Source organism: Lactobacillus sp. M0393, from assembly GCF_016102025.1.
GTDB classification, from domain to species: Bacteria; Bacillota; Bacilli; order Lactobacillales; family Lactobacillaceae; genus Lactobacillus; species Lactobacillus melliventris.
Genome location: NZ_JACFPK010000008.1, coordinates 1 through 24,990, shown reverse-complemented (window position 1 = coordinate 24,990; position 24,990 = coordinate 1). Strand labels below are relative to the sequence as shown.

Sequence of the window (24,990 nt, the reverse complement as noted above, 5' to 3'; positions counted from 1 at the left end):
ATTAATATTTAAACTAGCAAAGAGTAGGTAAATTATTAACAATATATTTTTAATATCTATTTAAACTACAAAAACTACTTGTAAAAATTTAGTCCTACTACTAAAATCAAAATAATTCGATTTGAAAACTTTAATAGTATCATATTGTACTTTTTAGCACTACGCATTTTTGATTTACATTCACTATTAATTTCTTAAGCAAAATAAAAGCCATGACTTTTTTAAGTCATGGTTTTTGTGTGCGATTAAAACTTTAAATTTTTAGATTATTATTTAGCTGTTAGTCGTGGTACACGCCTTCAGCCCACTTCTTATTTTCTTCATCAAAGAAGTGTACATTATCCTTTTGATCAGGATTTGGTTTAGCAATACCGTCTATTTTGGCAATTAAATTTTGTCTTTCTGGGGTAGACTCATATTTAGCATTCAAGAATGAATCGACAATGTAAAAAATAAAGTCGCGCCCTAAAACAATACCACCAAAACCTAGTATATTGGCATTTAATTCACGCCGAGCATATTCGGCTTGGGCAACATCGCCTACCATTGCTGCACGAACTCCCTCGTTTTTATCAGCAGCAGTAGAAATGCCGATACCAGTACCACAAAGAACAATACCTAAATCTGCACGACCATCGGCAACATCTTCAGCTACGCGTTTACCATAGATTGGGTAGTGAGTTCTAGTATTGTCATGAGTACCTTCATCAATGACTTGGTATCCTTCTTCTTTTAAATGATCAGAAATGGCCATTTTAACAGAGGTTACAATATGATCGTTTCCTAAGGCAATAACAGTATGCTTGTCAACTTTAGGATCAACAAATTCTGGTTGTGGTCTATCATTATCTAACATTAGTAAGCCTCCTTAAATCATTTCTTCAAGCATATTCAGACGAACCTGATGGCGTCCGCCAGCATATTCTGTATCTAGGTAATGCTGCACAATTGAATAAGCTAGTTTTTCGCCTACGATGCCACTACCTAACGCAATTGCCTTTGCACCATTGTGCATAGCGGTCATATGTGCAGTTCTTTCTTCATTGACGTTTGCTGTAACCATGCCCTTAACTTTATTTGAAGCCATAGCTGAGCCTACACCGTATTCGTCAAACATAATGGCCTTTTTGATACCATTATCTAAGACTTCGTGAGTCACCTTTAAACTCGATTCAACAAAGTCCTCTGCGGCTTCCGGCGTAACATCCAAAACATCATAATGGTGTGCTTGCAAGTATTGTTTTACTTTTTCCTTTAAAGCAAAACCTGCCTTGTCACTACCAATGACAACCTTCATAGTCAAATCTCCTCTCAAAACTATTTATATATAGTCGTAAACTGGCTGTAATGCTTTTCCAACTCAGGTTCAATTCCATGGTTAGTAATTAGTCCATCCACATTGCGCAAATCGTAAAATTGGTGAAAATCACTGTGATCCAACTTTGTATAATCAGCAACAACAAATTTTATTTGAGAACGGTCTAATCCAATACCTTCGGTTTGACCCTCCTCTAAGTTAGCAGTTGTCAAAGAAGTATCATTAATGCCATTAACGCCGACAAAACCAACAGAAAAAGACATAGTTTTTAACTCATTGTTAGCTAAAGCACCCACAAAAGCTCCACTTATTCTTCTATATGAGCCGCCAACCATAATCAAGTCATAGTCATTCATATTATCTTTTGCAGCTTCAAATACTGGTAATGAATTAGTAACTATTCTCAAATGCTTAACTTTTAGGTTAGCAACAAGTAACTCTAACGTTGTTCCCGGGCCGACATAAATTGAGTCATTTTCGTGGATTAAGTTACAAGCTCTTTTAGCTACTTCATACTTTTCTTTACTATGAATTTCCCGTTTTTGCTGGTAGCTTTTTTCGGTCCGAATCTGATCAGATAATAACTGAGCACCACCATGAATGCGCAAAATTTTATTTGCTTTATGCAATTCATTGAGATCCCTTCTAATTGTCATATCCGAAACTTTTAAAGCCCGTGCCAATTCATCAACTGTAACAAATTTCTGAGTTTTTACTACTTGTAAGATAGTTTTCAGTCTTTCACTCTTTAACATTAGTAACCTACTTCTTAACTAGATTAAGCAACTAACTTAGTCCATTTTTATTATAGTTGTTAGCTTTTGTTTGTCAATGTTTGAAATTGTTCGATAGCTATAGTCTGAACTAAAAAGGTTGCAATTTACATTTAAGTTAATTAAAACAATTTGGAGCTTTTTCACAAAATTAAGATCGCAATTATTAAAAAAACTTATTTTTATCTGAATTTAGTTTATATTTCATCCACAAAAAATGCATCTATTTCACTTTTAACTGAAAAGATGCATTTACTATTAATTAATAATCTGACTATTTAGAAATTGACTGAGAAATTTTTTCATATTTGCGCACAGTGTCATAGTCACTATCTTTGGCTTTGACATATCCTTCATGTGAGTAAACACGTTCAATTACTTTCTTACCTTCTTTAGATTTGCCAATTGCAATAAATGCGTTAGCTAATTTTTCCCGGAAGGATTTTGACAAACTAGGAATAACTGAAATAGTGTCATTGGGGATAGCACGAGTATAGTAAATTGGCACTACTTGAGACTTAATCTTAGGATTATCCTTGATTACATTGTTGCGGGCATCTTCAAAAACAAAAGCTGCATCAGTGTCTTTATTTAAGACATTAAGTACGGCTTGATCGTGTCCGGTGGTAGTAACTAATTTGCAGCTACGAGGAACATCGAATCCCTTTTGCTTTAACTCAGCAATTGGGAAAATATAACCAGATGTTGAGGTTGGGCTTTGAATTGAAATTTTCTTACCTTTAAGATCCTTCCAACTCTTAATGCCAGAGTCCTTTCTAACTAAAATCTCGGAATGGAAAGTATGAACTAGTTTTTTAGTCCAGTTGCCGTCCGGTCTGCTTAAGCCAAAACGCTCTGACTGTAATAAAACATCAGCTGCATGCTGTTTATGAGCCTGCACATAGTCATCCCCTGGTAAAAAGCCAACATCTACTTTTTTAGACTTCATTGCTTCTACCAATGCATTACCACTTGTTGAAACTGAAACATGAACTGGGATTCCCAGACGCTTGGATAACATTTTTTCTAATGGCTTTGCCTTAGTTTCTAGCGTATTCGCAGAAACGCTGGGTACGAACTGTACGTTGAGAGACTTTGGTGTACCACTATTAGCTTGCTTTTTAGCTGAATTAGAACATCCGGCAAGTAGAGCTGTACCTAAAACTGCAATAGCACCAACTAAAAACTTTTTAAATTTTGGCATGATTTCCTCCTAATCTGGAAATATTGCAATCAAAAAAGACTTAGCATAATACTAATGTATCAAGCTAAGTCTATTATTGATCATATTAAAAAACAGCAGCAACAATTTATATAGATAAGAAAGCCGCACTTTCCCCATTGCAAAAGGCTCATCAATTTGAGTTAATACATGCATATGAAGAAAACTACCTCTCTTTCTTATTATATAAAAATAATAGCACAATATTAAGAGTTATAACAGATGTTTTTCTTTAAAAAATTGTTCTTTTATTCATTTAAAAAAGAAAGCGCTTTATTAATCAAAAGATATTTTCATGTATCAATACTATATACTGCTCATGTTTATTTCAAATATTCTGAATTTCTGAAAATACTCCAAATTATATTTTTTTATTTAAATTCTGCTATTTCAATGATCTTAAGATACAACAAGTTAATTTAATTGGTAACTGGACTCAAAACTTTTTGCTTATGGCATTCAATTCAATGATTTAATTTTCTAAAGGATGGATAACTTTTACGTCCAAAATCAATCTATATATTAAATGTCAAATTTTAATTTTAGCTATTATTTGGCATATTAAGCCTTTCATTCATAGCTTCTTTAAAAACTAACTAAAATAAAATTATTTAAGTTTGTAATATTCAACTTAATATAAGGTAGCAAAATTAATAAGGATAGAAATACAGTCATTATTACCTCTCAACTTCTTCCTTATTGATTGTCCTACAATTTATCGATATGCGTAAAATATGTAGTAAACTTAAGAAGTACAGATATATTAATATGAGGTCAAAAATATGAAAATTGTTAATTTAGATAGCTATGCCTTGAATCCTGGTGATTTAGATTGGTCAGCACTTGAACAATTAGGTGAATGCAAATTTTATGATCGGACACCAGTTGACGATGATACTAAAATTTTGAAACGTATTGGAGACGCAGAAATTGTTTTGACTAACAAAACGCCCCTTGACGAAAAAGTGCTAAAAATGGCACCCAACATTAAATATATTGGTGTGACTGCTACTGGTTATAACATTGTTGACACCAATGCAGCTCGTAAAGCTGGCATTCCTGTAACTAACATCCCTACTTATGGTACTGATGCCGTTGCGCAATTTACTTTTGCTTTGCTACTTGAAATTACCAGTCAAGTTGGCTTACATAACAAATTAGTCCATGAAGGTCGCTGGAGCAGCAACCCTGATTTTACTTTTTGGGCAAAACCGTTAATGGAACTAAACGGTAAAACTTTAGGATTAATTGGCTTTGGCAACATAGCTAAAAAAGTGGCAGAAATCGGTCATGCTTTTTCTATGAATATAATTTTTTGGAACCATCGGCCAAAATCAGATTTACCGGATTACGTTAAGCAGGTTGAACTTGACGAACTTTATCAAAAAGCAGATATCGTCAGTTTACACGTGCCACAAACTCCAGAAACTACGGAAATGATTAATCAAGGGGCAATTAGTCAAATGAAGGACGACGTCATTTTAATTAATACTGCTCGCGGCGGTTTAATTAATGAAGAAGACGTCGCCGATGCTTTAAATGAAGGTAAGATTGCTGCAGCGGGAATTGACGTTGCCCAAAAAGAGCCTATTCCTGCTGACAGTCCACTTCTTTCTGCTAAGAACTGTTACATTACCCCTCATATTGCTTGGGCACCGCGCGAAACCCGCAATCGTTTGCTGGGTATTGTCGTTGAAAATCTGCAGGCATTTCTAAAAGGTGAAAAATTAAACGTTGTAAATTAAATATCATAGTCAAAAGCCAGTAATCTTGATTGAGTTACTGGCTTTTTTATTCTTAAAAATCATTTTCCGTGCTTGACCTTGACGCTGCGTCAACCAATATACTTAATTTTGCAAGTGAGGAGATTTTAAACATGTCGTATTCTATCAATGAACTAGCAAAACTAGCTGGCATTTCATCACGAACTTTACGCTATTACGATAAACAAGGGCTTTTAAAAGCGCGCAGGAATCCCGAAAATAATTATCGCTATTATGAGGAAAGCGAAGTTGATCAATTGCAGAAAATTCTATTTTTAAAGCTATTTGATTTGCCACTGGAACAAATAAAACAAGTAATGCAGACTTCACCGGAAACTCAATATCAAGTTTTACGAAATCAGCGCAGCAAATTAGTTGCTCAAGAGCAATATCTAGATGATTTGATTAGGAATTTAGACAAGACACTTGCAACAATGAAGGGAGAAGCACAAATGACTGACACGGAAAAATTTGCCACATTAAAAAAAGAAATGATTAACAAAAATGAAAAACAATTTGGCGCAGAAATCAGGGAGAAATATGGTGATGCTCAAATAGATCTTAGTAATGAAAAATTTAGTTCTTTATCTGAAAATGAATTAGCACATTTCAAAAAATTGTCCGCTGAAATTTTAACTGAATTAAAGAACTTTAAAAAGACTGCTGATATCAAACAAGCTGCTGGCAAACATCTTTTTGACCTACATAAAGAATATTTATTGACAATATGGCCTAAAGGTCAGTATTCGGGAGAAGCACATAAGAAACTTGCCCAAATGTATGTGTGTGACCCACGTTTTAGCAAATATTATGAAAAAGGCACTGGCAATCCTGTCGCTGCGAAAATATTGAAAGCAATCATTGATTATTATGCGTAAACTTTTTTAATCCATGTAATCATATTTACAAAATAAAACCTTTCAAATACTAATTCACTAAGAATTGTTTTGAAAGGCTTTTTGTTTCTGCCACCATAAGGAATAATTAATTTATAAGGAGCGGGTAAATCAATTTTTACATTACCTAATTCCTGAGCAAATCGCAAAACTCTATCTAAAAAAGTTTGTTTTTGTCTCATAATGCCTGCTATCATATTAAGTTACAAAATTATAGTACATACGTTGGCAAACATTTTAACCTTTTTGAAAAATCGCATATAAATAAAGGATCAGCCCACCAGTTTGGACCAATCCTTTATTTATTGCATTAATATTCCCATTGATAAGTACCTGATTTTACACTAATTCCGGTGTTTTGATTTTTGGCTTCAGGGTATTTCTTTAAAAAGCCAGCAGCATCTGGAAGATATACTATCGCTTTACAACCCTCAGGAATAGTAAATTCATATTTTCCATTCAGCAATTTTATTGTAAACAAGCCATTTTCACTCAAGTATTTCATTTGGAAATCATCAACAACACCTTTTATCTGAGGCTTAATTTCTACTTCCTTAAATCCAGGTTTAACCTCTTTTAGACCAACAACTTTTCTAATAAACCAGTCAAGAACACACCCCATCGCATAGTGATTGAACGAAAATGTTCCTGTTTTACCATCTGGTTGAATTCCTGCCCATGATTCCCAAATAGTTGTTGCACCATGGTCAACTTCATATAACCAAGACGGACATTTATTCTGGAGAAAGACCTTTCTGGCCAAATCAGTTTCTCCATTATCAACTAATACATCCAGCAAATAAGGAACAGATAAAAACCCTGTATCCAGGCAGTCATGATTATTATGAATTAATGCCACTAATCTACTTAGTAATTTCTTTCTCGTATTAGTATCACTAATCATATCAAATGCTAAGGCCAGAACATAACATCCCTGATAGTCACTAGTTAATCTTCCCTCTTTGACAAATTTTTCAACAAATGCCTGTTTAACCTTGTTCGAATATACAGTATATTCGTTACCATTTTCGCCTAAAACATTACTTATTTTAGCTAGAAGGTCAGAAGAACGAGCTAGAAAAGCAGTAGCAACCACGTCTTTGGTTGCTGCAGCAGATTTCATTGGATTAGGATCTCCAATCATCATGCTTGGAAGCATCCAGTCACCATAATGAAATGTAGTATCCCAAATGTAGCGATCATTGCCACTCTTATCACCGGCAGCACTTTTGACACTATAATTATGCCACTTCTTCATCGCAGCATAATTTTCGGTCAAAATCTCTTTATGACCATATCTTTGATATAAAGTCCATGGGACCATTATAATTGCATCGCCCCAACCAGCTGAACTTAAGCTGCCTTTAAAATCTAACGTGCTTTGATAAAAGCTGGCAGGAGCTGGTGAGTAGTCAATAATTTCCCCGTCCTTTTGCTGATCAATCCGCACATTTTTTAGCCAGCGACGAATCAAATTTTCTACGTTGTAGTAAAAAGTAGAGGCTGGTGCAAAGACTTGCATATCACCGGTCCAACCAGCACGTTCACGCTGCGGGCAGTCAGTGGGAATAGACAACATGTTTCCCTGTTGACTCCATTTAATGTTTTGTAGTAACCGATTTATTTGCCGGTTAGAAGTACTTATTTCACCAGTTCTTTTCATATCACTAAAAATAACTATCGCAGTCAAATCTTGAATATCTGCTTGCTCAAGGCCAGTGATCCTAATATATCTGAAGCCATGATACGTAAAGTCAGGCTCGAAAGTTTCCAACATCCCATTGCCAATCACATGATCTTCTTGATCCTTATTACGACCAATGATATTTTTGAAGAAATGACCATCTTGATCCAAAGCTTCAGTATGTTCAATCTTAATATCAACATCCTTTTTAAAAGTAGCTGTTAGCCGAATTCGTCCCGTTATAACTTGACCGAAATCAACTACTAACTTGTTTTCTTCTTGCCAAATCTTTTTTGCTGTTAAAGTTTGCATTCGTTTTACCAGCGGGCCAAATTGTGGGGCTAAGCGCTCATAATCTGCATCGATCACTTCTGCTCTTTTAGCAAAAGGAGTATTAGTAGCTAACTCATTTTTAATGCGCAGATCTTGTTTTTCACCGATAACGACATCTGCATAACGCCACTTGCCGGTACCAACAGTAAAAGACTTATCCGTACCAATTTTTAAAAAGCTGTGATCTTCATATTCAACTGTTAAGTCAGCTAGTAATGCTAACCGATCACCAAACTGACAACTTTCGCCTGAAACAGCGATTCTGCCGGCATACCAACCATCTACTACAACTACTGTCAACACATTTTGCCCTCTGACTAATAGATCTTTTATGTCATAAGTTTGATATAGTAAATATTCTTGGTATTGCGTATAATCTGGCGTAAAGATGGCATCACCAATCTTCTGACCATTTAAATATGCCTGATACAAGCCTTGTGCAGTAATTGCTAGTTTGGCAGAATTAATAGTTTTAGCTACATTAAAAATTTTCTTAAAAACTATTGGCGCATGTAATCGTTCAGCAACAGGCTTGGGAACTGGTGCCTTTTTGCCACCAAACATGTCAGCTAAAGAAAACTCTGGTTCTTTACTAACCTCAGCAAAATCTGAACTTATCCATTTTCCTAACCATTTATCTTCACTATTTTTAATCATTTCTACTATCCCTCTTTGACAGAATTAGACAAAACTTTTTTACCAAGATTTGTCAAAATACAAATAATACCAATTACAAAGCAACTTACACACCCAAAAGTAAAGGAACTTTCACCAACTTTAATGTGAAGTAAATTTAATAATACAGGACTAATAAAACCTCCTATGGAATTCATAAATTGGAAAAGCATCATTGATACTGCTAATTCATATTTATGTGAAAGGACAGACATATAAAACGGAATTGTGGACATAATCATAGACATGGCAAAACCTGAAAGGACACCGCCAATACCAATTAAAATAAGGTTATTGGCAATTCTTCCCAGTAAGAAAGTAACTCCCAAAGTAATGTAACCACCAGCAATTATTTTGTCCTTAAATACTTTGTTCAGATACTTTAAGCTAAAGCCGGCAATAAAGCCGCCCGCTGTACCAACAGCATTGATAATACCCGTAATACTAGTACTACCTAGTTCTTTTTGTCCAATAATAATTGACAAGTTAGTCGGATAGATTGTGTAAAGTATCCCCATTAGAAGAGTAACAAATCCTATCAGCCAGACATATCCATTTAAATGTTTTAAAATCCCAAAAATATTGCCGCTAGCATTCTTTTCACTACGGTCTACTTTATCATTCGGTAAGGCAAACAGCACTAGGAGAAAAACAAATATACCTAAAAGAAATACCCAATAAGAATTAACCCAATTCTTAGCTCCTAAAAGTCCACCGCCAAGCATCATTAAAATAGAGCCTAAACTATTCATCGCTGTATTCTTACCCATCATTGCATTTCTTTCTTCTCCTTCAAAAAAGATTGAAATGAGCATAGGAATTAAGGTGTTAACAAAGCCTAAGCCAAATCCCAGAATAAAAGCACATCCGATTAAAACATCAATGCTGCTATGAACTAATAGCGGTAATAAACCGCCCAACGTAGCTATTCCCAAACCAATTAACGATAACAATTTTTTTGAATATTTAACGGCCAAAGTTCCAACTACCACTGTGGCAATTAGTGTTCCTAAAGAAGGAACTGTTCCTATCATTTGAATTTTAGCGACAGGAACATCTGGAAAAGACTTTGTCATCGCCCCAAATGCATTAGTGATTACTAAGAAGCTCATTGTTAGTAAGCTCATACTTAGAATACTTATTTTCATTTTTGTTTTATTCATAACGAATACCTCTTACATAATAACTTTCATTGATAGGCCTATCTTTTTTTCATGGTCATATTAACAGCTTATTGTAAGTGCTTACAATACTGTGCTATGATAAGTTTGTGTGTTTTTATGACATTGAGGATTACCAAAAATGAAATTGATTGATTCTAATAAATTGCCTAAGCTTTCAAGAAATGATTTTTTTAAAATTCCAAATTTGGTTCGTTCAAGCAATATACCAAATTCTGAAAAAATCTTTGTGGTAAGCCACGATTTAGATATTCCTGTACCCTTTCATAAACATGATTTTTACGAATTTGTTTTTATTACTAATGGTATTGCAATTAGCAATATTAATAATAAAGATATTTATTTACTTCCCGACTCGTTACTATTAATGAATTTACATAGTGCACACTCATTAAAGGTCAAAGATCCTAAGACACAAGTAATCAATATTTGCATTAAACCGGAAATTTTTGCAGGTGGTGTTTTTGCTGAATTTTTACAGCAAGACAATTATTTATGTAATTTTCTTTGTGATAAAGGTAATAACAGTTACCTCTATTTTTCCCCTACCAGCTTATCTAGATATTTACCTATAATTAACGGAATTTTATCTGAATATGTTACCAATAATTATCATTATAATTACGCAATGCTGGGGTTATTACTTATCTTTTTTGACCAATTGAGTCATGAAAATTATTATTCTTACACTGGAATCGATAGCCTAAGTTTAAACGTAATATCCGCAATAAAAGATAACGTTCAAACTATCACTGTCCAACAATTAGCGCAAAATTTTGGTTACAGTACGGCTTACTTATCACGATACGTTAAAAAACATACTACACTGACTATTAAAGAAATTATTATGCAAGAAAAGATGAAACAAGCTAAAAAATACTTATCAGAGACAAATTATTCGGTGGAAGAAATTTCACGGTTGATAGGTTATAAAAGTGTCAGCTACTTTTTTAAAACTTTTGAAAAGCAAAATAACGTTACTCCTGACCAATTTCGTAAAACAGTTAAATAAACCATGAACTTTTTAAATTAAAACAGTGAATTAAGTATCCAAATTCGTACTTAACTCACTGTTTTTATAAGTCCTTAAGTGGAAAAATTTCATTTTAGCCAAAATAAGCAGTATAAAATAACCAACCTGCTAAAACAATTGAAAAAGCAAAGGTAATCCAAGATACAATCTTTAAAGATAGGAACTTAATACTATATTGACCTATATAGCCACCGATAAATAAGCCAATTGCTAGCAATATAGCCATCATCCAGTTGACATGAGCACCAAAAATAAAAACAATTAAGGCTACTAAATTTGCTAAAGCACCTACAATATCTTTCATAGCATTAATAGTATAAAATTCATCATCAGATAGATAATTAATGCAAATCAAATGAATTACACCAGCAGCAGCACCAAAATAACCAGAGTAAACCCCTCCTAGAAACAAACCAATATAGGCTAAAAAAGCCTTCCCTTTAGTTCTTTTTCTAGCTTCATTTTTATTACTATTTTTGCCACTTGTCATTATTAAACCAACCGCAGATAAAAGCACCAGAAACGGGACTATTTTTTCAAAGACTTTTCCAGGAAAAGAGATTAAAAGCAGTCCTCCTGCCACCGCGCCGGATAACAAGAAAAGACAGTAGAAGCTGAACTCTTGCCAATGGCCTTTCATTTTTTTGGCAGAAGCTAAAAGTACGCCAGGCCCCGTAAAAATTAAGGCAGCTGTATTGGTGATATTTGCTGCAATTGGTGAGCAGCCCGCTATTAATAAGGCTGGATAAGATACCAAAGATGCCATGCTGGCAACGGCAGAAATAATGCCTGAAATGATACCCATCAAAATTAAAAAAATAACTAATATTGGCATACTCATAATTGTTATCTCCCTTACACAAAGAAAGTCGAAGCTAACTAACTCCGACTTTCTTTTATACTCAACTCATTTTGCTTTTAATCTAAAAACCCTTCCCTGGGCGTAACATGGAAATACTTGGCAATTTCCACCAATTGCTTATCAGTTATTTCGTCTAACCTGTTACCACCCTGCGCTTGAATCGCTGTAAAGATAGTAGCCGCTTTTTCAACAGTTTCAATTAAACCGAAGCATTCATCCGGTGTGTCACCCACTGCAAATATGCCATGGTGTGGCCACATAACAACTCTAAAGCCATCCGCAACTTTAGCAGCTGTGTGCTCACCAATAACTGTAGTACCAGGTGTTTCGTAAGGAATAATTCCTATCCCTTCTGGCAAAACTGGCATTGATTCAGCTTGCATCTTCCAAATAGTTTTACTGAAATACTTTTCATCAAGTGGCTGAGTGAATGACATTGCAATCAAGTTGGTTAGGTGGCAGTGCATAACTACTCTTTGCCTGGGATCGAGCTTTAAACGAGCATAGTGATTCATTAAGTGAGTTGGAAATTCACTTGTGGGCAAAGCACCATCAGTGTAACCCCAAACAATTTCACCTTTTTGGCCATCAGCACTAATACGAACTAAACCCAAATCTTTTTCGGTATTTTGGAAAACATTCCTAAAATAGCGTCCTGTGCCTGTGACTAGAAAATACTGCCCCTTCAAACAACTAGCGTCAAAGCCAAGATCAAAAACTCTTTTTACTTCTTTAACGTCTTCATATTCCTTTAGTTCTTCAGGAATAATACGGATACTCATATTACCGCCATTGCGCTCATCCCAGCCATTGTCATAGCTTTGACGAGTGATATTACACATATCTTTAACAAATGTTGAATTGATAAACTTAGCCATTATTTAATCTCCAGAAACTTTCTTATTAATTTCTCTTAAATTGAACGTTCTTTTCATAATCCTTAAGTTCTTGATACCAATCCATCCCTACGGGAACATTATTTCTTAAGCAGAATTCATCCCATACAGCACCAAATGGGAATGACTTTAATTCTTCAGTTTCTGCTAAGCGTAGGGTATAGTCATAGTGATTTTCTGCATCTTTTAATTGGTCGATTGGAGCCAGCAATGCCAAAAGCAGAGCTTTTTGTGCTGAACGAGTACCAATCACCCAGGCAGAAACGCGATTAATTGAGGCATCAAAGAAGTCTAAGCCAATAACTGTCTTGGATAATAAATCATCTCTGACCAAAGCCCGCATCATTTTAATTAACATGTCATTCATTGCAGGTACGTGATCACTGTCCCAATGAACTGGACGAGATAAGTGTAAGAACATGCCTTTGCCAAATGCTAAGAATGATGACAAGTAGTCAGAAGGATCTTCAGCTTCATGGAAGTGGCCAATATCCATACACCAATCTTTACCTCTTGTTAAAGCATAGTTGTTGTAAAAGAGGTGAGAGCCAACCGTATAACTTTCAACACCGGTACCAAACAACTTGCCTTCATATGATTCCATGGTGTTCTTTTCATCATATTTCTCTTCGTTAATTTGATCTAATGAATCAATCAAACGCTCACGTGGATCCAATCTACTGATAGGTTCATCCTTCATACCATCCATAATCCAGAAGTTGTCGATCGATTGTGCTTTTTGCTCTTCGCCAAAGTAATTAGAAATTGCACGTGCATTTTTACCAACTTGAATCCAGTAATCGCGAACGCTTTTTTCAGGACTTGCTAAAGTCATATTTTCTTTTACTTTAGGACTTGAGAAAAATGTCGGATTGAAATCAAGGTAAATATCATTCTTCTTTGCCCAGTCAACCCAGAACTTAAAGTCTTCTGGTCCAACTTCAGACACATCCTTCTTTTTACCGTCAGTCACAGCGTAAATTTGGTGCAGTTGCAATCTTTGCTTGGCTGGAATTAACTTAAAGGCTTCATCCAAGTCATTAGTTAATTCTTCAGGTGTTCTTGCAATGCCAGGGTAATTACCCGACACGCCAATTCCTCCAGACAAAGCAGCATCTGGCGTTAAGAAGCCGTGGATATCATCTCCTTGCCAGCAAGGAAGAGATACACGAATATTTTGTAACTTCTTTAAAACCTTTTCTGTATCAACACCGACTTCTGCGTAGCGTTCTTTAGCAACTTGATATGCTGTTTCAACTGCTTTTTCACTAACCATCATTATTCTCCTTTTATTAAAAAACTTCTAAACATAAATAACTAGACTATCGCTTGAGCTTGCATGCATAGGTCTACTGTAAGGTTTGCTTACTGCACAAATTTTCGTTCAAATATCGTGGACAATTGCATATGATTTTTATGATGCATTCTGACACTGATTTTATTTTTTATTTTAACTGGGCCCACTGTTATATTGCTCCACCCCGTTTAGCTGTGTGCAAAAAGTTAATGTAGTCATCAAGGGTTCCTAAATACTTACCCTGTTCAGGTTTAAAATGCTTAATTGCAAATGAATCTTTAATAATTTGTCGCGCCGCTGAAACATTTGCAACATCGTTTCTGGTAATCATTTGAACTGCTAAATTACCGATTGCTGTAGCTTCGCTTGGTCCAGCGTAAGCATCAATGCCAGCAACTGTGCTCGTCAACTGATTTAGCAAGGCAACGTTTGATCCACCACCAACAATATTCAAAGTATCAATTTGGTATCCTATAATATGATTTAACTTTTGTATTTCATAAGCATAAAATAAAGCTAAATTGGAGTAAATCGCCATCGCTATTTCACCAGGTGTTTTTGGAACTCTTTGGCCTGTTTCTTGACAATAAGCTTGAATTTCTTGGATCATATTTTCGGGATTGACAAAATGTTCATCGTTAATATTGATAAATTGACTAAACGGTTTAGTTTTGCTTGCTAATTGCGCTAATTCACTGAAGGAATACTTGTCATTAAAATCACGTTTTACACATTGAACCATCCACAGCCCCATGATATTTTTTAAAAATCTATAGGTGCCATAAGCTCCCCATTCATTAGTGTAATTTTCTTTATATGCATCTGGACCATTTTCTGGAACATTGAGTTCTGTTCCCAAAAGCGACCATGTGCCTGAAGAAATATATGCCCAGTGATGTCCTATTCCAGGAGTGCCGACTACAGCTGAAGCTGTATCATGGGTTGCGACTGTAATCACGTCAGTATCAGGCAAATCATAACTTTGAAATTCTTCTCGCTTCAGTTTACCAAGCGGGGTACCAGCATCAACTAATTTAGGAAATTGATCCTGTCTCACATTAACTTCTTTTAGCAGATTCTGATCAAACAAGCCTTCTCTGAGACTCAACATCTGCGTAGTTGAAGCATTTGTTGTCTCTAAAACAGCTTCTCCGGTGAGAACATATCCGATATAATCAGGAATCATCATGATCTTATCTGTTTGAGCCAGAAGTTCCTTGTTTTCCTCAAACAACTGGTATAGAGTATTGAAATCCAGAAATTGGATTCCTGTTTTTTGATAAATCTGTCCCTTAGATACTTTAGCTGTTAATTCCTTAATTGCATTCGTGGTTCTCTTATCACGATAGCTAATCGGATCATCAAGCTTATTTCCATCTTTTCCTACTAGAACATAGTCAACTGCCCAAGTATCAATTCCTAAAGAAATTTTACTAAAGCCAGCTCTTTTTATTTTTTGAAGACCTAATAAAATCTCTTTGATAATATGGTCAATATCCCAGCGGTCATGTCCGTTTTTTAAGGTAAAACCATTTTTAAAACGATGCATTTCTGTTAAGACCATTTTGCCATTTTTTAATTGACTTAGCATCAGACGGCCGCTTGAAGCACCAATGTCTACCGCCACATAGGTCTTTGTCAATTGTAATCACCTCACTTTCAAACCTTACAGTTATATTTATACGTTAAAATGTCACCGCTTACAATGACATATAAGGTTGCGTATTGTATCATATTGGTAGGTTGATTTTTATTTGAATTATTTATTTATTAGTTTTATAGCACCATAACATAAGTATTAATTGCATTTTTGATAAACTTATCTATTCTGAAGATAATATCAAATAACAATATGATAGGTAGTTATATTTGAGGTAGTAAATGGATGAACAATGAATTACTAAGCAAACTAAAAGAACTAAATCCGGTGGAAAAAAAGCAATATAATGAACAACTTTTTATTAATGATTTTAACGATAAAACCTTGCTACATGCTTCAGACAAAAAATTTGTGCCTATTTTTACGGAGGAATTTTTTAAAGGTAAAAATATATATGTCAGTAAGCACAACCGCTTTGCGCCCTATCCTAAACATACCCATACATTCTTGGAAATGAATTATATGGTATCAGGAAGTGCCAAGGAAAAAGTGAATGGTCATACCATTTATTTAAACCAAGGCGATATTTTATTATTAGGTGTCGGCACTACCCATTCAATTGCTACTCTGGGTAAAGATGACATTTTGATAAATATTATTTTCAGAAATAACATCAAGTTCTCTTTAGAAAATTTAAGAACCATTGGCAAGACCAAGAATGTTCTGTCCAGCTTTATTTTGGCCAATGACAACTCACATGATTTTATGATTTATAGAAAAAAGCATACTGAATCATCAATTCGCCAAATAGCCAATTTAATAATTGAAGAATATTACTTTGACAAGAATTTTTCTGATAAGCTAATTGACAGTTACCTCAATTCGTTATTGATATTGTTATCAAGAAATACCAACATCCATTCTGACAAGATTTTAAAAGAAAATACTCCCGATATTATTCTTTATATTTTGAAAGAAATATCTGCTAACAGTGCCAACATTTCTCTATCTTATATTGCAAAAAAGACCAATTATAGTCGCTCTTACTTAGGCAATTTATTTAAGAAAACTGTGGGTAAATCTTTTTCAGATGCACTAACTGAACAACGGCTACTAGATGCATACAACCTACTTAATTCAACTAATTTGTCAATTTCTGATATTATTCAAAAGGTAGGAATTTCAAACAAAACTTTCTTTTACCAAAAGTTTAAGAATAAATTTAACTGCCTTCCTAGTGAAATTCGCTATTTTTAAATAAAAAAATCATTCATTTAACCTCAATTAGGTCATGAATGATCTTTTACTTTTAAGCCAATTAATATATTGATAAATCTGTTTACGAAAAGCTATATCTTCCTGTAAATTAAAAAAATACTTGTTACTCACGCCAAATACTCTTCCTAATCTAATAGAAGTATCGACTGTTATTCCAACTCTATCATGCAATATATTTTGAATTTTTGAAGTTGGCACACCTATTAATTTTGCTAGCCTATATGCTGAATTTTGTAGCGGCTTCATAAATTCTTCCTTTAATATTTCTCCAATTGTGGGTGTTGGAATTTTACTCATTTTATTAACCTCTCAATTAGTGATAATCAACAATTTATATATTTATAAAAATATTTTGTTTTTATACTAAATTTATATGCGCAAAAGGTTTTCAGTTTATTCTGAAGTTTTACCTAATTATCTAAATCTTGCTAATACAGCTGCAATATAAAAACCTTTCAAGTGCTGTCCCATTAGGACTTCTTGAAAGGTTTTGAGCTATCTAAAATTTCTGAATGCTGATTGCCAGAATCGAACTGGCGACCTTTTCTTTACGAGGGAAACGCTCTACCAACTGAGCTAAATCAGCAACTTTCACAACGTTTAAATTATACCAAAACAAAAAAAGTCGTGCAATCAAATGTACGACTTTTATTTTATTTCCAATCTAGGCAAAGTTCTTGCTTGTGCAGTAATTCCGGCAACTCATCACGGTCAATTCTTTTATCATTTAATTTATCACCGGCTATTTGTTTGGTAAAGGAATCAATGCGTCTATTAGCATCCCGCAAGTCATAGTAAGTGGTAACTACTTGATCATAGTCTTTCAAGTCTCCCACTTTAAAATCACGCGGATACTCATTTTCAAAAGTAGTAAATGCTAGTGGCAAACGCGGCTTCAATTGCGGCTCTTGGTCGGGAATACCTACCTGCATTCCTAAAGCTGGAAATGTCAGTTTAGGCAAGTTCAACACTTCCAACATTTTTAACGGGTGATCATTAATAGTGCCTAGTGGCACATAGCCTAAAGCCATGCTTTCAACCGCATTAGCCACATTTTGCCAAGCAAGTAATGTGTCTTCCAGTCCTTGAAAGAAAATATCAGTGGTATGAACGCGGCCGTCATCTTTACCTAACTGGCGGCGAATTTGCTGGTTGCGGTATAAATCTACCACAAAGATAAACAAATCTCCTTCTGCCCCGACATATTTTTGGCCGCACAATTTCCTGATTTTAGCTCTTTTACCTTCATCAGTAATATGAAGCATTGTTGCATTTTGCATAAACATGCTCGTCGCGGTGTGTTGAAAAACTGTGTACAAAGTATTTAATTGTTCTGCATCTAGTGTTTGATCTTTAAACTTACGGATAGAACGGTGATTAATTTGCTGGTTAATGGTTGAATTATGAATCATTTTGATACTTCTTTCTTACTATCTTACTAAAAGTAACTCTATTGCAAATTTATTTTACTGTCAATAAATTATCTTTTAAACGGCCAGAATGTGCTAAAATTTAGACGGAATACAAAATTACTAATCCAGTGGAGGAAATTATGCGCGTTTTAGTTATCGGCGGTGCTGGTTATATTGGCTCAGTAGCTGTTAAAAAATTAATCGAACAAAATAATGAAGTTGTTGTCCTGGATGCTTTATATACAGGACACAGAATGGCAGTTAATCCTAAAGCCAAGTTTTACCAAGGAGATATTGAAAACAAGTTTTTAGTCAGTCAAATTTTGCGTAAAGAAAAGATTGAGGCAGTCATGCACTTTGCTGCTTATTCTTTAGTACCAGAATCTGTGCAAAAGCCACTTAAATATTATGATAATAATGTTTCTGGCATGATTTCCTTATTGGAAGCAATGAAAGATGCGGGTGTGAATTATTTGGTCTTTTCTTCCAGCGCTGCCACATATGGCATCCCTAAGAAGTTGCCAATTACTGAAGATTCACCGCTTAATCCAATCAGTCCTTATGGCGAAACCAAAGTAATAATGGAAAAAATTATGCACTGGGCAGACAAAGCTGATGGTATCAAGTCAATTGCATTGCGCTACTTTAACGTAGCTGGGGCCGCAAGTGATGGGTCAATCGGAGAAGATCACTCTCCGGAAACGCACTTAATCCCCAACATTCTAAAAAGTGCTGTCAGTGGCGATGGCAAATTTACCATTTTTGGTAACGACTATAACACTAAAGATGGTACTAACGTCAGAGATTACGTTCAAATCGAAGATCTAATTGACGCACACCTATTAGCATTAAAACACTTAGTTACAACTAATAAATCTGATGTTTTCAACCTCGGGACTGCTCACGGCTACTCCAACTTGGAAATCTTACAAGCGGCTCGTAAAGTTACCAATGTTGAAATTCCATATACTATGGGGCCACGCCGTGCAGGTGATCCTGACAGCTTAGTTGCAGATTCTGCTAAGGCCAGAACTATTTTAGGCTGGGAGCCGCAACATGAGAACGCTGAAGATATGATGACCAGTGCATGGAAATGGCACCAAAGTCATCCTCAAGGATATGCAGACAAATAACAAAATTGCTGGTAAATTTTACCAGCAATTTTTTTGACTAATTTTTAGGGTTAAATGTGATGTATAATTCCATATCACAGAACTTGCCATGATACTTGACTTCATCTTTAAGCCTGGCCACATGTTCAAAGTGCAGTCTTTCTGCAATGGCTCTACTAGGTTTATTATTATGATCTGCCAGTAATTTAATGCTGTGTAATCCAAATTGGTTGAATGATACGTCTACTAACTTTTTAACGGCCTGGGTCATGATTCCGTTACCCTGATATTTTTGTCCCAGCCAATAGCCTATTTCGCCGCTTTCATTTTTCAGCTTAATATTGTGCAGGTCAACCATTCCCACTGGTTTGCCATTGACAAGAACAACTAGTACCAGTTTCTTATAATTAGCGGTGTCAACTCGCATTGCCTTAATAAAATCAACTTCATCTTTGACACTCGCTATCTTACCTGCCCAAGGTAAAAAATGTGCCAGCTGATCACGGTCATGGACAATAATTTTATATAAAGCTTCCGCATGACTGACTTCCGGTAATACCAAACTAATCTCCAAGTTATTAACAGTAAATTGGCCAATGGTAAACATTAAATCTTCCTCCTTAATTTATTTTTAATAAAATATATGATACTACAATTTGTCTTTAAATAAAGCCCTTTTTAACATAACAAAATTTACAATTTGTTCAAATTTTAGTTTGGTTAAAAACATACGCTTATGTATAATGCTATAATTTAATAATGTAACTAATTTTTAAGTATTTGGAGTGATTTAATGAGCGAAGAAGAGGAAAATAACGGTTCTGGTTACGAACGAACCTTGACTAACGCGCATATTCAATTGATTGCCCTGGGTGGGACAATTGGTACTGGTTTATTTCTAGGCGTAGGTAATAGCATTAGACGAGCCGGTCCCAGTGTCATTCTGATTTATGTCGTCGTTGGTGTTTTCTTATTTCTACTAATGCGAGCTTTGGGTGAGCTAATTGTTTCAGACTTATCCAAGCATACCTATATTGATTTTATTGAAAAGTACTTAGGTAAAAATACTGGCTTTATCTCAGGTTATCTTTACTGGATTAGTTGGGTTACGTTAGGCATGGCAGAAATGACAGCCCTAGGTATATATTTCCAGTACTGGTTTCCCCATTTGCCCACCTGGGTGCCTGGCTTGATCACAATCGCAATTTTACTATTTATTAATTTGCTTTCTGCCCGACTTTTCGGTAATTTGGAGTTTAGTTTTGCTATTATTAAAATTGTGACTGTTATTGCTTTTGTGATTTTAGTAGCCTATTTGTTAATAACTGGTGGCAAAACCACTTTTGGTCCCGTTACTCTAGCTAACTTGTCTGCGCATGGTGGCTTCTTTGCTAAAGGGAGTACCGGCTTTTTCTCTGGCTTTCAAATGGTTATCTTTAGCTTTGTTGGCGTTGAACTAGTCGGATTGACTGCTGCCGAAGCCCAAAATCCTAAGGTAACGATTAAAAAGGCTATTAACGAAGTACCAATGCGGATAATATTATTTTATGTTCTCGCTATTATCGCCATTTTGGTCGTTATTCCCTGGGATAAGGTGGCTACTAACTCTAGCCCATTTGTGCAGACTTTAGCAGCAACTGGCATTCGCAATGCTGGTTCAATTATCAACTTTGTTGTCATTTCAGCAGCTGTTTCTTCAACTAATAGTATTTTGTATAGTGCAGGCCGATTATTATTTTCTGTTACTTTTAACGGTAAGGGTAAATTTAACCAGACATTTGGTCATTTAAGAAGACAATTACCACAAAATGCTTTAACTCTATCAGCCTGCCTAATGGCCTTAGCACCATTTGTTATTATTATTATTGGCAATGAGGCCTTTAATTTTATTTCTTCTACTTCTACCAGTATGTTTTTAATTATTTGGTGTCTAATGCTTTTAACACATATTGCCTACCGGAAAAAGACACCTGCACAAGAACTTACCGATTTCAAAATGCCAGGGTTTCCTTTTTTAGATTACATGACTTTAATCTTTTTTATTTTAATGATAATTTTACTATTAATTTTACCTGCAAACAGAGTATCAATGGTTTCAGCTCTGTTAATCTTTATAGTTTTGTCAACCGTATCTAAAGTTTGGCACAAAGAAAAGAAGGCATAGCAATGCCAGCATTGAAACAAAAAATTCCTGCGGAATTCGGTGTTGTGGTAGACATAAGTATTAAAACCAATAATTAACAAAAAATTCCTAGACAATTGATTTTGTCTAGGAACTTTTTTAATTATGTCTTATTCTTCTTTTGATTTTTTGCCATAATCCCAGCGCTTGTCGCATATGTTCAGCGGGAACATATTGACAAATAGCACGTAAAGTTTTCTTATTGTCTCGCGTAGTAAAAATAAACTTACCACTTGCACGAGTGCGAATTTCAAAACGAGGTATATAGCGTCCATGAAAATAAACATCCGCTACCACGTAGGTAACCTCTTGCCACGGAATTTGGACATAATCAGAGATATTGCGCTCATTATAGAATTCAAACGCCTTATCTCCAACCATTACTTTACCGTATGTTGATAACGCACGAAACCAAGTTGCATTTGCCGTTAAATCAACTTTAGTATTTTTTGATTCAACCATTTTAAATTAAAGCACATGCAGAACGTGCAAAACAACACCGACAATAAAGATGGCAATAATGATCAAAATTGGTGAAACTTTCTTCTTTAATAGCCACATACAAAGGAAAGTGAGCAGTAGTCCGGCTAAACCAGGGATTAAGCTATCCAAGTTGTTTTGCAAAGTAGTTACTTTAAACTTGGTTAGTGATAAGCCGTTGGCTTGATCTATTAAAGCTTGCTGAATTCCTTTGGCACCAGCAGGAAGTGATCCCCAGTCAATATAGCCACCCTTTTGAATAGGGGTTTTTGAAACAATCGGAGTGAACTTAATGTTAACCCAGCGTTCAATTAAGGAGCCTAAAACAAACATACCCATCATGGAGGCGCCACGAGTTACTTTTTGCAATAGACCACCAGACATATCACTGGTAATAGCAGAACCGGCCTTGTAACCAAATTCCTGTGTATACCACATAAAGGCCAATCTAATTACATTCCAAATAACGAAGAACAAAATCGGTCCTAACACGTTACCCTGAATAGCCATTGAAGCACCTAAGGCACCAACTATTGGTCTTACCGTGTACCAGAATACAGGGTCACCAACACCAGCCAAAGGTCCCATCATTCCGACCTTAACACCTTGAATAGCTTCGTCTTCAACTTTAGCACCATTAGCCTTGTCTTCCTCTAAGGCTAAAGTAACACCTAAAATTGGTGATACCAGATAAGGGTGAACGTTAAAGAATACCAGGTGTCTTTGCAAAGCAGCTGCCATATCATCCTTTTTAGGATAAAGTTTCCTTAAAGCGGGTATAAGTGAATAGGCATAACCACCGTTCTGCATTCTTTCATAGTTCCATGAAGCTTGCAAAAATTGTGAGTGCCACATAACTTTGAAGCGGTCGGCTTTAGTTAATTTTATTTTTTTATCAGCCATTATAAAATCCTCCTCTTAAATATCACTCTAATAGTCATCTATGATATCGCCGAGTGGATCGCCGGTACCGTCATTATCAGAATTTGAGCTACCGCCATTGCCACCTTTTGACTCTAAAGATAAGTACATCAGTGCTAAAGCTAAGCCAATTGCACCTAAAGCAATCAAAGTTAAATCTTTTATTGCTGCCAGAGCAAAACCGATGGCAAAGAATGGCCAAACTTCACGACTAGCCATCATGTTGATAACCATTGCGTAACCAACAGCAACAACCATAGCACCACCAATTGACATACCGTCGCTCAGCCATGCTGGCATTAAGCCCAGCCAGTATCTAACTTGTGAAGCAGGAATAGCTAACAGCAATGCAGCCGGAATAGCGATTCTCAACCCTTGTAGACAAACATCAAGCCATTGCCACATATTAATTTTACGCCAATCACCCTTTTTAGCATCAGCATCCATAATGTGGACAATACCAGTAGAAATAGTCCGCACAATCATGGTTAAAAAGAGTCCGGCAACGGCCAAAGGCATAGCAATACCAGTAGCCATACCAATTCCTTTTGTTCCTTGACCACTTTGAACCAAAATGATTGCGGAAGCTACTGAAGCTAAAGCGGCATCAGGAGCAACAGCAGCACCAATGTTAGCCCAACCTAAGGCAATCATTTGTAAATATCCACCTAGGATAACACCTAAAACTAGATTACCAGTTACAAGACCAATTAATGTACAAGCAACTAATGGTTGGTGAAATTCCCATTGGTCTAAGATACCTTCCATACCTGCAAGAAAGGCCACTATGACAACTAAAATCATTTGAATAGCGTTCATTTTTTACTCCTATTCTCCTACTTGTTTTGTTCGTCAAGCAAACTTTGGGCTTTATTTAAAATAGCTTCCATATTGCCTTCTTTATCTGTTGGAACTTTACGCACATCGTACTTGACTCCCATTTTTTCAAGTTCGTGGAAAGTATCAACATCTTCTTGATTCATAGACAATACGTTATTTGCATTGACGTCTCCGACTTTGTAAGACATTGAACCGACATTAACAGTCTTAATGTCAACACCTGCTTTGATTACTTTTAAAACATCTTCCGGGTTTTCAAAAAGCAATAAGGCATGTGTATTACCAAAACGGGGATCTTTAGCAATCTCTACCATCTTCTTCAACGGAACAGTATGCGCTTTGACCCCTGCAGGAGCGGCTTCACGAATCATGCTTTTACGCATTTCGTCTTTAGCTACACTATCGGAAACTACAATTACACGATCTGGGTGCATAGTCGGTATCCAGCCCGTTGCTACCTGACCATGCAAAAGACGTGAATCAATTCGCGCTAAGACAAACTTAATGTGACCATCACCAACAACTGTACCTTCAGGAATAGTTTTCTTATTAGCTGAATTAGCAGGTTGGGACGGTTTTTGAGCTGCTGCAGATTCCTGCGGCATTAAGTCAACTGGCTTGGTTTTAATACCGTCCTTTGCCGGCTCAATAATGGCACTTGCAATCTGATGAGCAGTAGCATCGGGATTGGCCATTCTCTGCGTTAGTGCTTCAACAACCATTGGTAAGTTCATACCAGTAACAATAGCCCAATTAGGATGCTTTTCAAGCAGGGCATTAGCTTGATTAAATGGCGTACCTCCCCACAAATCAACTATCAGCAAAACTTCATCTTGATTTGCAAATGAAGCAATTGCCGTTTCCATTTTGCCTCTAATATCATCTGGACCTTCATCAGGTTTCAAAATGACATGAGCAAAATTATCTTGTTCGCCAAACAGCATCTGCGCAGATTCCGCAATACCGTCAGCAAAACCACCATGGCTGGCTAAAATAATTCCTACCATGAGATTTCCTCCTTTAGATAAAACATATCCAATATTATTTTATCGTTAAAAAGGTTTGATGTCACATTCTTTAAAAATTAGCTCACGTATTTCTAATATAATAGCCATCGTCACTTAAACATCATCAGGCACAAAAAAAGAGGACCTTTCCAGGTCCTCTTCTCTCTTTGCTCCGGCTGTCAGACTCGAACTGACGACATCTTGATTAACAGTCAAGCGCTCTAC

Annotated in this window: 24 protein-coding genes and 1 tRNA gene; 6 read left to right on the top strand and 19 right to left on the bottom strand. The window is 35.7% G+C overall.

Annotated elements, in window-relative coordinates:
* Positions 1–280 precede the first annotated feature (280 nt).
* From lacB to H3R29_RS07770, 4 genes are all read right to left on the bottom strand, one after another.
* Positions 281–856 carry a galactose-6-phosphate isomerase subunit LacB gene (gene lacB / locus H3R29_RS07785; RefSeq protein ID WP_198203019.1) on the bottom strand — a complete coding sequence of 192 codons (576 nt, stop codon included), beginning with the start codon at positions 854–856 and terminating at the stop codon, positions 281–283.
* Between the two features lie 12 nt (positions 857–868).
* Entirely contained in the window at positions 869–1,297 is a 429-nt protein-coding gene (gene lacA / locus H3R29_RS07780) for a galactose-6-phosphate isomerase subunit LacA (protein ID WP_110445649.1), read from the bottom strand.
* Positions 1,298–1,317: 20 nt separating this feature from the next.
* A complete protein-coding gene (locus H3R29_RS07775) occupies positions 1,318–2,073 on the bottom strand; it encodes a DeoR/GlpR family DNA-binding transcription regulator (RefSeq protein ID WP_110445648.1) in 756 nt (251 codons plus the stop codon).
* A gap of 292 nt (positions 2,074–2,365) precedes the next feature.
* Positions 2,366–3,295, bottom strand: coding sequence for a phosphate/phosphite/phosphonate ABC transporter substrate-binding protein (locus tag H3R29_RS07770; protein ID WP_198203020.1), 930 nt, complete (start codon positions 3,293–3,295; stop codon positions 2,366–2,368).
* An 800-nt stretch (positions 3,296–4,095) separates the two neighbouring features.
* On the opposite strand from H3R29_RS07770, the gene H3R29_RS07765 reads away from it, so the two are divergent.
* Entirely contained in the window at positions 4,096–5,058 is a 963-nt protein-coding gene (locus H3R29_RS07765) for a D-2-hydroxyacid dehydrogenase (protein ID WP_198203021.1), read from the top strand.
* A gap of 131 nt (positions 5,059–5,189) precedes the next feature.
* Positions 5,190–5,954, top strand: a complete 765-nt coding sequence (locus tag H3R29_RS07760) for a MerR family transcriptional regulator (RefSeq protein WP_198203022.1) — start codon at positions 5,190–5,192, stop codon at positions 5,952–5,954.
* Here the strand turns inward: H3R29_RS07760 and H3R29_RS07755 are convergent.
* The 3 genes from H3R29_RS07755 to H3R29_RS07745 all read right to left on the bottom strand — a co-directional run bounded on the left by H3R29_RS07755 (position 5,945) and on the right by H3R29_RS07745 (position 9,827).
* Positions 5,945–6,154, bottom strand: a complete 210-nt coding sequence (locus tag H3R29_RS07755) for a hypothetical protein (protein ID WP_198203023.1) — start codon at positions 6,152–6,154, stop codon at positions 5,945–5,947. The genes H3R29_RS07760 and H3R29_RS07755 overlap by 10 nt on opposite strands.
* 128 nt (positions 6,155–6,282) lie before the next feature.
* Positions 6,283–8,646 (bottom strand): alpha-L-rhamnosidase, encoded by a 2,364-nt coding sequence (locus H3R29_RS07750; RefSeq protein WP_232352256.1) that lies wholly within the window; start codon positions 8,644–8,646, stop codon positions 6,283–6,285.
* A gap of 5 nt (positions 8,647–8,651) precedes the next feature.
* The gene (locus H3R29_RS07745) at positions 8,652–9,827 is read right to left on the bottom strand and encodes an MFS transporter (RefSeq protein WP_046324387.1); all 1,176 of its coding nucleotides are present in this window, start codon (positions 9,825–9,827) and stop codon (positions 8,652–8,654) included.
* Between the two features lie 139 nt (positions 9,828–9,966).
* On the opposite strand from H3R29_RS07745, the gene H3R29_RS07740 reads away from it, so the two are divergent.
* A complete protein-coding gene (locus H3R29_RS07740) occupies positions 9,967–10,857 on the top strand; it encodes an AraC family transcriptional regulator (RefSeq protein ID WP_198203024.1) in 891 nt (296 codons plus the stop codon).
* A gap of 94 nt (positions 10,858–10,951) precedes the next feature.
* On the opposite strand, the gene H3R29_RS07735 is transcribed toward H3R29_RS07740, so the two are convergent.
* From H3R29_RS07735 to rhaB, 4 genes are all read right to left on the bottom strand, one after another.
* Positions 10,952–11,719, bottom strand: coding sequence for a sulfite exporter TauE/SafE family protein (locus H3R29_RS07735; protein ID WP_198203025.1), 768 nt, complete (start codon positions 11,717–11,719; stop codon positions 10,952–10,954).
* A 77-nt stretch (positions 11,720–11,796) separates the two neighbouring features.
* The gene (gene rhaD / locus H3R29_RS07730) at positions 11,797–12,618 is read right to left on the bottom strand and encodes a rhamnulose-1-phosphate aldolase (RefSeq protein ID WP_046324384.1); all 822 of its coding nucleotides are present in this window, start codon (positions 12,616–12,618) and stop codon (positions 11,797–11,799) included.
* A 25-nt stretch (positions 12,619–12,643) separates the two neighbouring features.
* Positions 12,644–13,912: an L-rhamnose isomerase gene (locus H3R29_RS07725; RefSeq protein WP_046324383.1), complete on the bottom strand. Its 1,269-nt coding sequence runs from the start codon at positions 13,910–13,912 to the stop codon at positions 12,644–12,646.
* 190 nt (positions 13,913–14,102) lie between these two features.
* On the bottom strand, positions 14,103–15,575 hold the full coding sequence (gene rhaB / locus H3R29_RS07720; RefSeq protein WP_198203026.1) for a rhamnulokinase: 1,473 nt from the start codon (positions 15,573–15,575) through the stop codon (positions 14,103–14,105).
* Positions 15,576–15,818: 243 nt separating this feature from the next.
* Here rhaB and H3R29_RS07715 point away from each other — a divergent pair, with 243 nt between their 5' ends.
* A complete protein-coding gene (locus H3R29_RS07715) occupies positions 15,819–16,790 on the top strand; it encodes a helix-turn-helix domain-containing protein (RefSeq protein ID WP_198203027.1) in 972 nt (323 codons plus the stop codon).
* Between the two features lie 27 nt (positions 16,791–16,817).
* Here the strand turns inward: H3R29_RS07715 and H3R29_RS07710 are convergent, their stop codons facing one another.
* The 3 genes from H3R29_RS07710 to H3R29_RS07700 all read right to left on the bottom strand — a co-directional run bounded on the left by H3R29_RS07710 (position 16,818) and on the right by H3R29_RS07700 (position 18,223).
* Complete coding sequence (locus H3R29_RS07710) at positions 16,818–17,108, bottom strand: HigA family addiction module antitoxin (RefSeq protein WP_198203028.1); 291 nt, start codon at positions 17,106–17,108, stop codon at positions 16,818–16,820.
* Between the two features lie 216 nt (positions 17,109–17,324).
* Positions 17,325–17,397 (bottom strand) — tRNA-Thr (locus H3R29_RS07705).
* A 67-nt stretch (positions 17,398–17,464) separates the two neighbouring features.
* Complete coding sequence (locus H3R29_RS07700) at positions 17,465–18,223, bottom strand: NADPH-dependent oxidoreductase (protein ID WP_198203029.1); 759 nt, start codon at positions 18,221–18,223, stop codon at positions 17,465–17,467.
* Positions 18,224–18,363: 140 nt separating this feature from the next.
* Here H3R29_RS07700 and galE point away from each other — a divergent pair, with 140 nt between their 5' ends.
* Positions 18,364–19,356, top strand: coding sequence for a UDP-glucose 4-epimerase GalE (gene galE, locus H3R29_RS07695; RefSeq protein ID WP_198203030.1), 993 nt, complete (start codon positions 18,364–18,366; stop codon positions 19,354–19,356).
* A 37-nt stretch (positions 19,357–19,393) separates the two neighbouring features.
* Here galE and H3R29_RS07690 read toward each other — a convergent pair whose 3' ends face one another.
* The gene (locus H3R29_RS07690) at positions 19,394–19,942 is read right to left on the bottom strand and encodes a GNAT family N-acetyltransferase (protein WP_198203031.1); all 549 of its coding nucleotides are present in this window, start codon (positions 19,940–19,942) and stop codon (positions 19,394–19,396) included.
* Between the two features lie 186 nt (positions 19,943–20,128).
* Between H3R29_RS07690 and H3R29_RS07685 the strand changes: the two genes are divergently transcribed.
* A complete protein-coding gene (locus H3R29_RS07685; RefSeq protein ID WP_110445633.1) occupies positions 20,129–21,499 on the top strand; it encodes an amino acid permease in 1,371 nt (456 codons plus the stop codon).
* Between the two features lie 117 nt (positions 21,500–21,616).
* Here H3R29_RS07685 and H3R29_RS07680 read toward each other — a convergent pair whose 3' ends face one another.
* From H3R29_RS07680 to H3R29_RS07665, 4 genes are read right to left on the bottom strand one after another with little or no spacing between them, the layout of a single operon-like run.
* Complete coding sequence (locus tag H3R29_RS07680) at positions 21,617–21,979, bottom strand: DUF956 family protein (protein ID WP_198203032.1); 363 nt, start codon at positions 21,977–21,979, stop codon at positions 21,617–21,619.
* A gap of 6 nt (positions 21,980–21,985) precedes the next feature.
* Positions 21,986–22,900, bottom strand: coding sequence for a PTS system mannose/fructose/sorbose family transporter subunit IID (locus H3R29_RS07675; protein ID WP_122025686.1), 915 nt, complete (start codon positions 22,898–22,900; stop codon positions 21,986–21,988).
* A 27-nt stretch (positions 22,901–22,927) separates the two neighbouring features.
* Positions 22,928–23,737, bottom strand: coding sequence for a PTS mannose/fructose/sorbose transporter subunit IIC (locus H3R29_RS07670; protein WP_046324358.1), 810 nt, complete (start codon positions 23,735–23,737; stop codon positions 22,928–22,930).
* Between the two features lie 17 nt (positions 23,738–23,754).
* Entirely contained in the window at positions 23,755–24,765 is a 1,011-nt protein-coding gene (locus H3R29_RS07665; protein ID WP_122025685.1) for a PTS sugar transporter subunit IIB, read from the bottom strand.
* Positions 24,766–24,990: the final 225 nt, after the last annotated feature.

Bases quoted from the DNA above. Each gene is read 5' to 3' on its own strand.
- H3R29_RS07750 (WP_232352256.1), bottom strand. From the start codon at position 8,646: ATGATTAAAAATAGTGAAGATAAATGGTTAGGAAAATGGATAAGTTCA.
- H3R29_RS07670 (WP_046324358.1), bottom strand. From the start codon at position 23,737: ATGAACGCTATTCAAATGATTTTAGTTGTCATAGTGGCCTTTCTTGCA.
- H3R29_RS07740 (WP_198203024.1), top strand. From the start codon at position 9,967: ATGAAATTGATTGATTCTAATAAATTGCCTAAGCTTTCAAGAAATGAT.
- lacA (WP_110445649.1), bottom strand. From the start codon at position 1,297: ATGAAGGTTGTCATTGGTAGTGACAAGGCAGGTTTTGCTTTAAAGGAA.
- rhaD (WP_046324384.1), bottom strand. From the start codon at position 12,618: ATGGCTAAGTTTATCAATTCAACATTTGTTAAAGATATGTGTAATATC.
- H3R29_RS07765 (WP_198203021.1), top strand. From the start codon at position 4,096: ATGAAAATTGTTAATTTAGATAGCTATGCCTTGAATCCTGGTGATTTA.
- H3R29_RS07775 (WP_110445648.1), bottom strand. From the start codon at position 2,073: ATGTTAAAGAGTGAAAGACTGAAAACTATCTTACAAGTAGTAAAAACT.
- H3R29_RS07710 (WP_198203028.1), bottom strand. From the start codon at position 17,108: ATGAGTAAAATTCCAACACCCACAATTGGAGAAATATTAAAGGAAGAA.
- H3R29_RS07680 (WP_198203032.1), bottom strand. From the start codon at position 21,979: ATGGTTGAATCAAAAAATACTAAAGTTGATTTAACGGCAAATGCAACT.
- H3R29_RS07715 (WP_198203027.1), top strand. From the start codon at position 15,819: ATGAACAATGAATTACTAAGCAAACTAAAAGAACTAAATCCGGTGGAA.
- galE (WP_198203030.1), top strand. From the start codon at position 18,364: ATGCGCGTTTTAGTTATCGGCGGTGCTGGTTATATTGGCTCAGTAGCT.
- H3R29_RS07725 (WP_046324383.1), bottom strand. From the start codon at position 13,912: ATGGTTAGTGAAAAAGCAGTTGAAACAGCATATCAAGTTGCTAAAGAA.
- H3R29_RS07675 (WP_122025686.1), bottom strand. From the start codon at position 22,900: ATGGCTGATAAAAAAATAAAATTAACTAAAGCCGACCGCTTCAAAGTT.
- H3R29_RS07770 (WP_198203020.1), bottom strand. From the start codon at position 3,295: ATGCCAAAATTTAAAAAGTTTTTAGTTGGTGCTATTGCAGTTTTAGGT.
- H3R29_RS07665 (WP_122025685.1), bottom strand. From the start codon at position 24,765: ATGGTAGGAATTATTTTAGCCAGCCATGGTGGTTTTGCTGACGGTATT.
- H3R29_RS07760 (WP_198203022.1), top strand. From the start codon at position 5,190: ATGTCGTATTCTATCAATGAACTAGCAAAACTAGCTGGCATTTCATCA.
- H3R29_RS07690 (WP_198203031.1), bottom strand. From the start codon at position 19,942: ATGTTTACCATTGGCCAATTTACTGTTAATAACTTGGAGATTAGTTTG.
- H3R29_RS07735 (WP_198203025.1), bottom strand. From the start codon at position 11,719: ATGAGTATGCCAATATTAGTTATTTTTTTAATTTTGATGGGTATCATT.
- H3R29_RS07755 (WP_198203023.1), bottom strand. From the start codon at position 6,154: ATGAGACAAAAACAAACTTTTTTAGATAGAGTTTTGCGATTTGCTCAG.
- H3R29_RS07745 (WP_046324387.1), bottom strand. From the start codon at position 9,827: ATGAATAAAACAAAAATGAAAATAAGTATTCTAAGTATGAGCTTACTA.
- H3R29_RS07700 (WP_198203029.1), bottom strand. From the start codon at position 18,223: ATGATTCATAATTCAACCATTAACCAGCAAATTAATCACCGTTCTATC.
- H3R29_RS07685 (WP_110445633.1), top strand. From the start codon at position 20,129: ATGAGCGAAGAAGAGGAAAATAACGGTTCTGGTTACGAACGAACCTTG.
- lacB (WP_198203019.1), bottom strand. From the start codon at position 856: ATGTTAGATAATGATAGACCACAACCAGAATTTGTTGATCCTAAAGTT.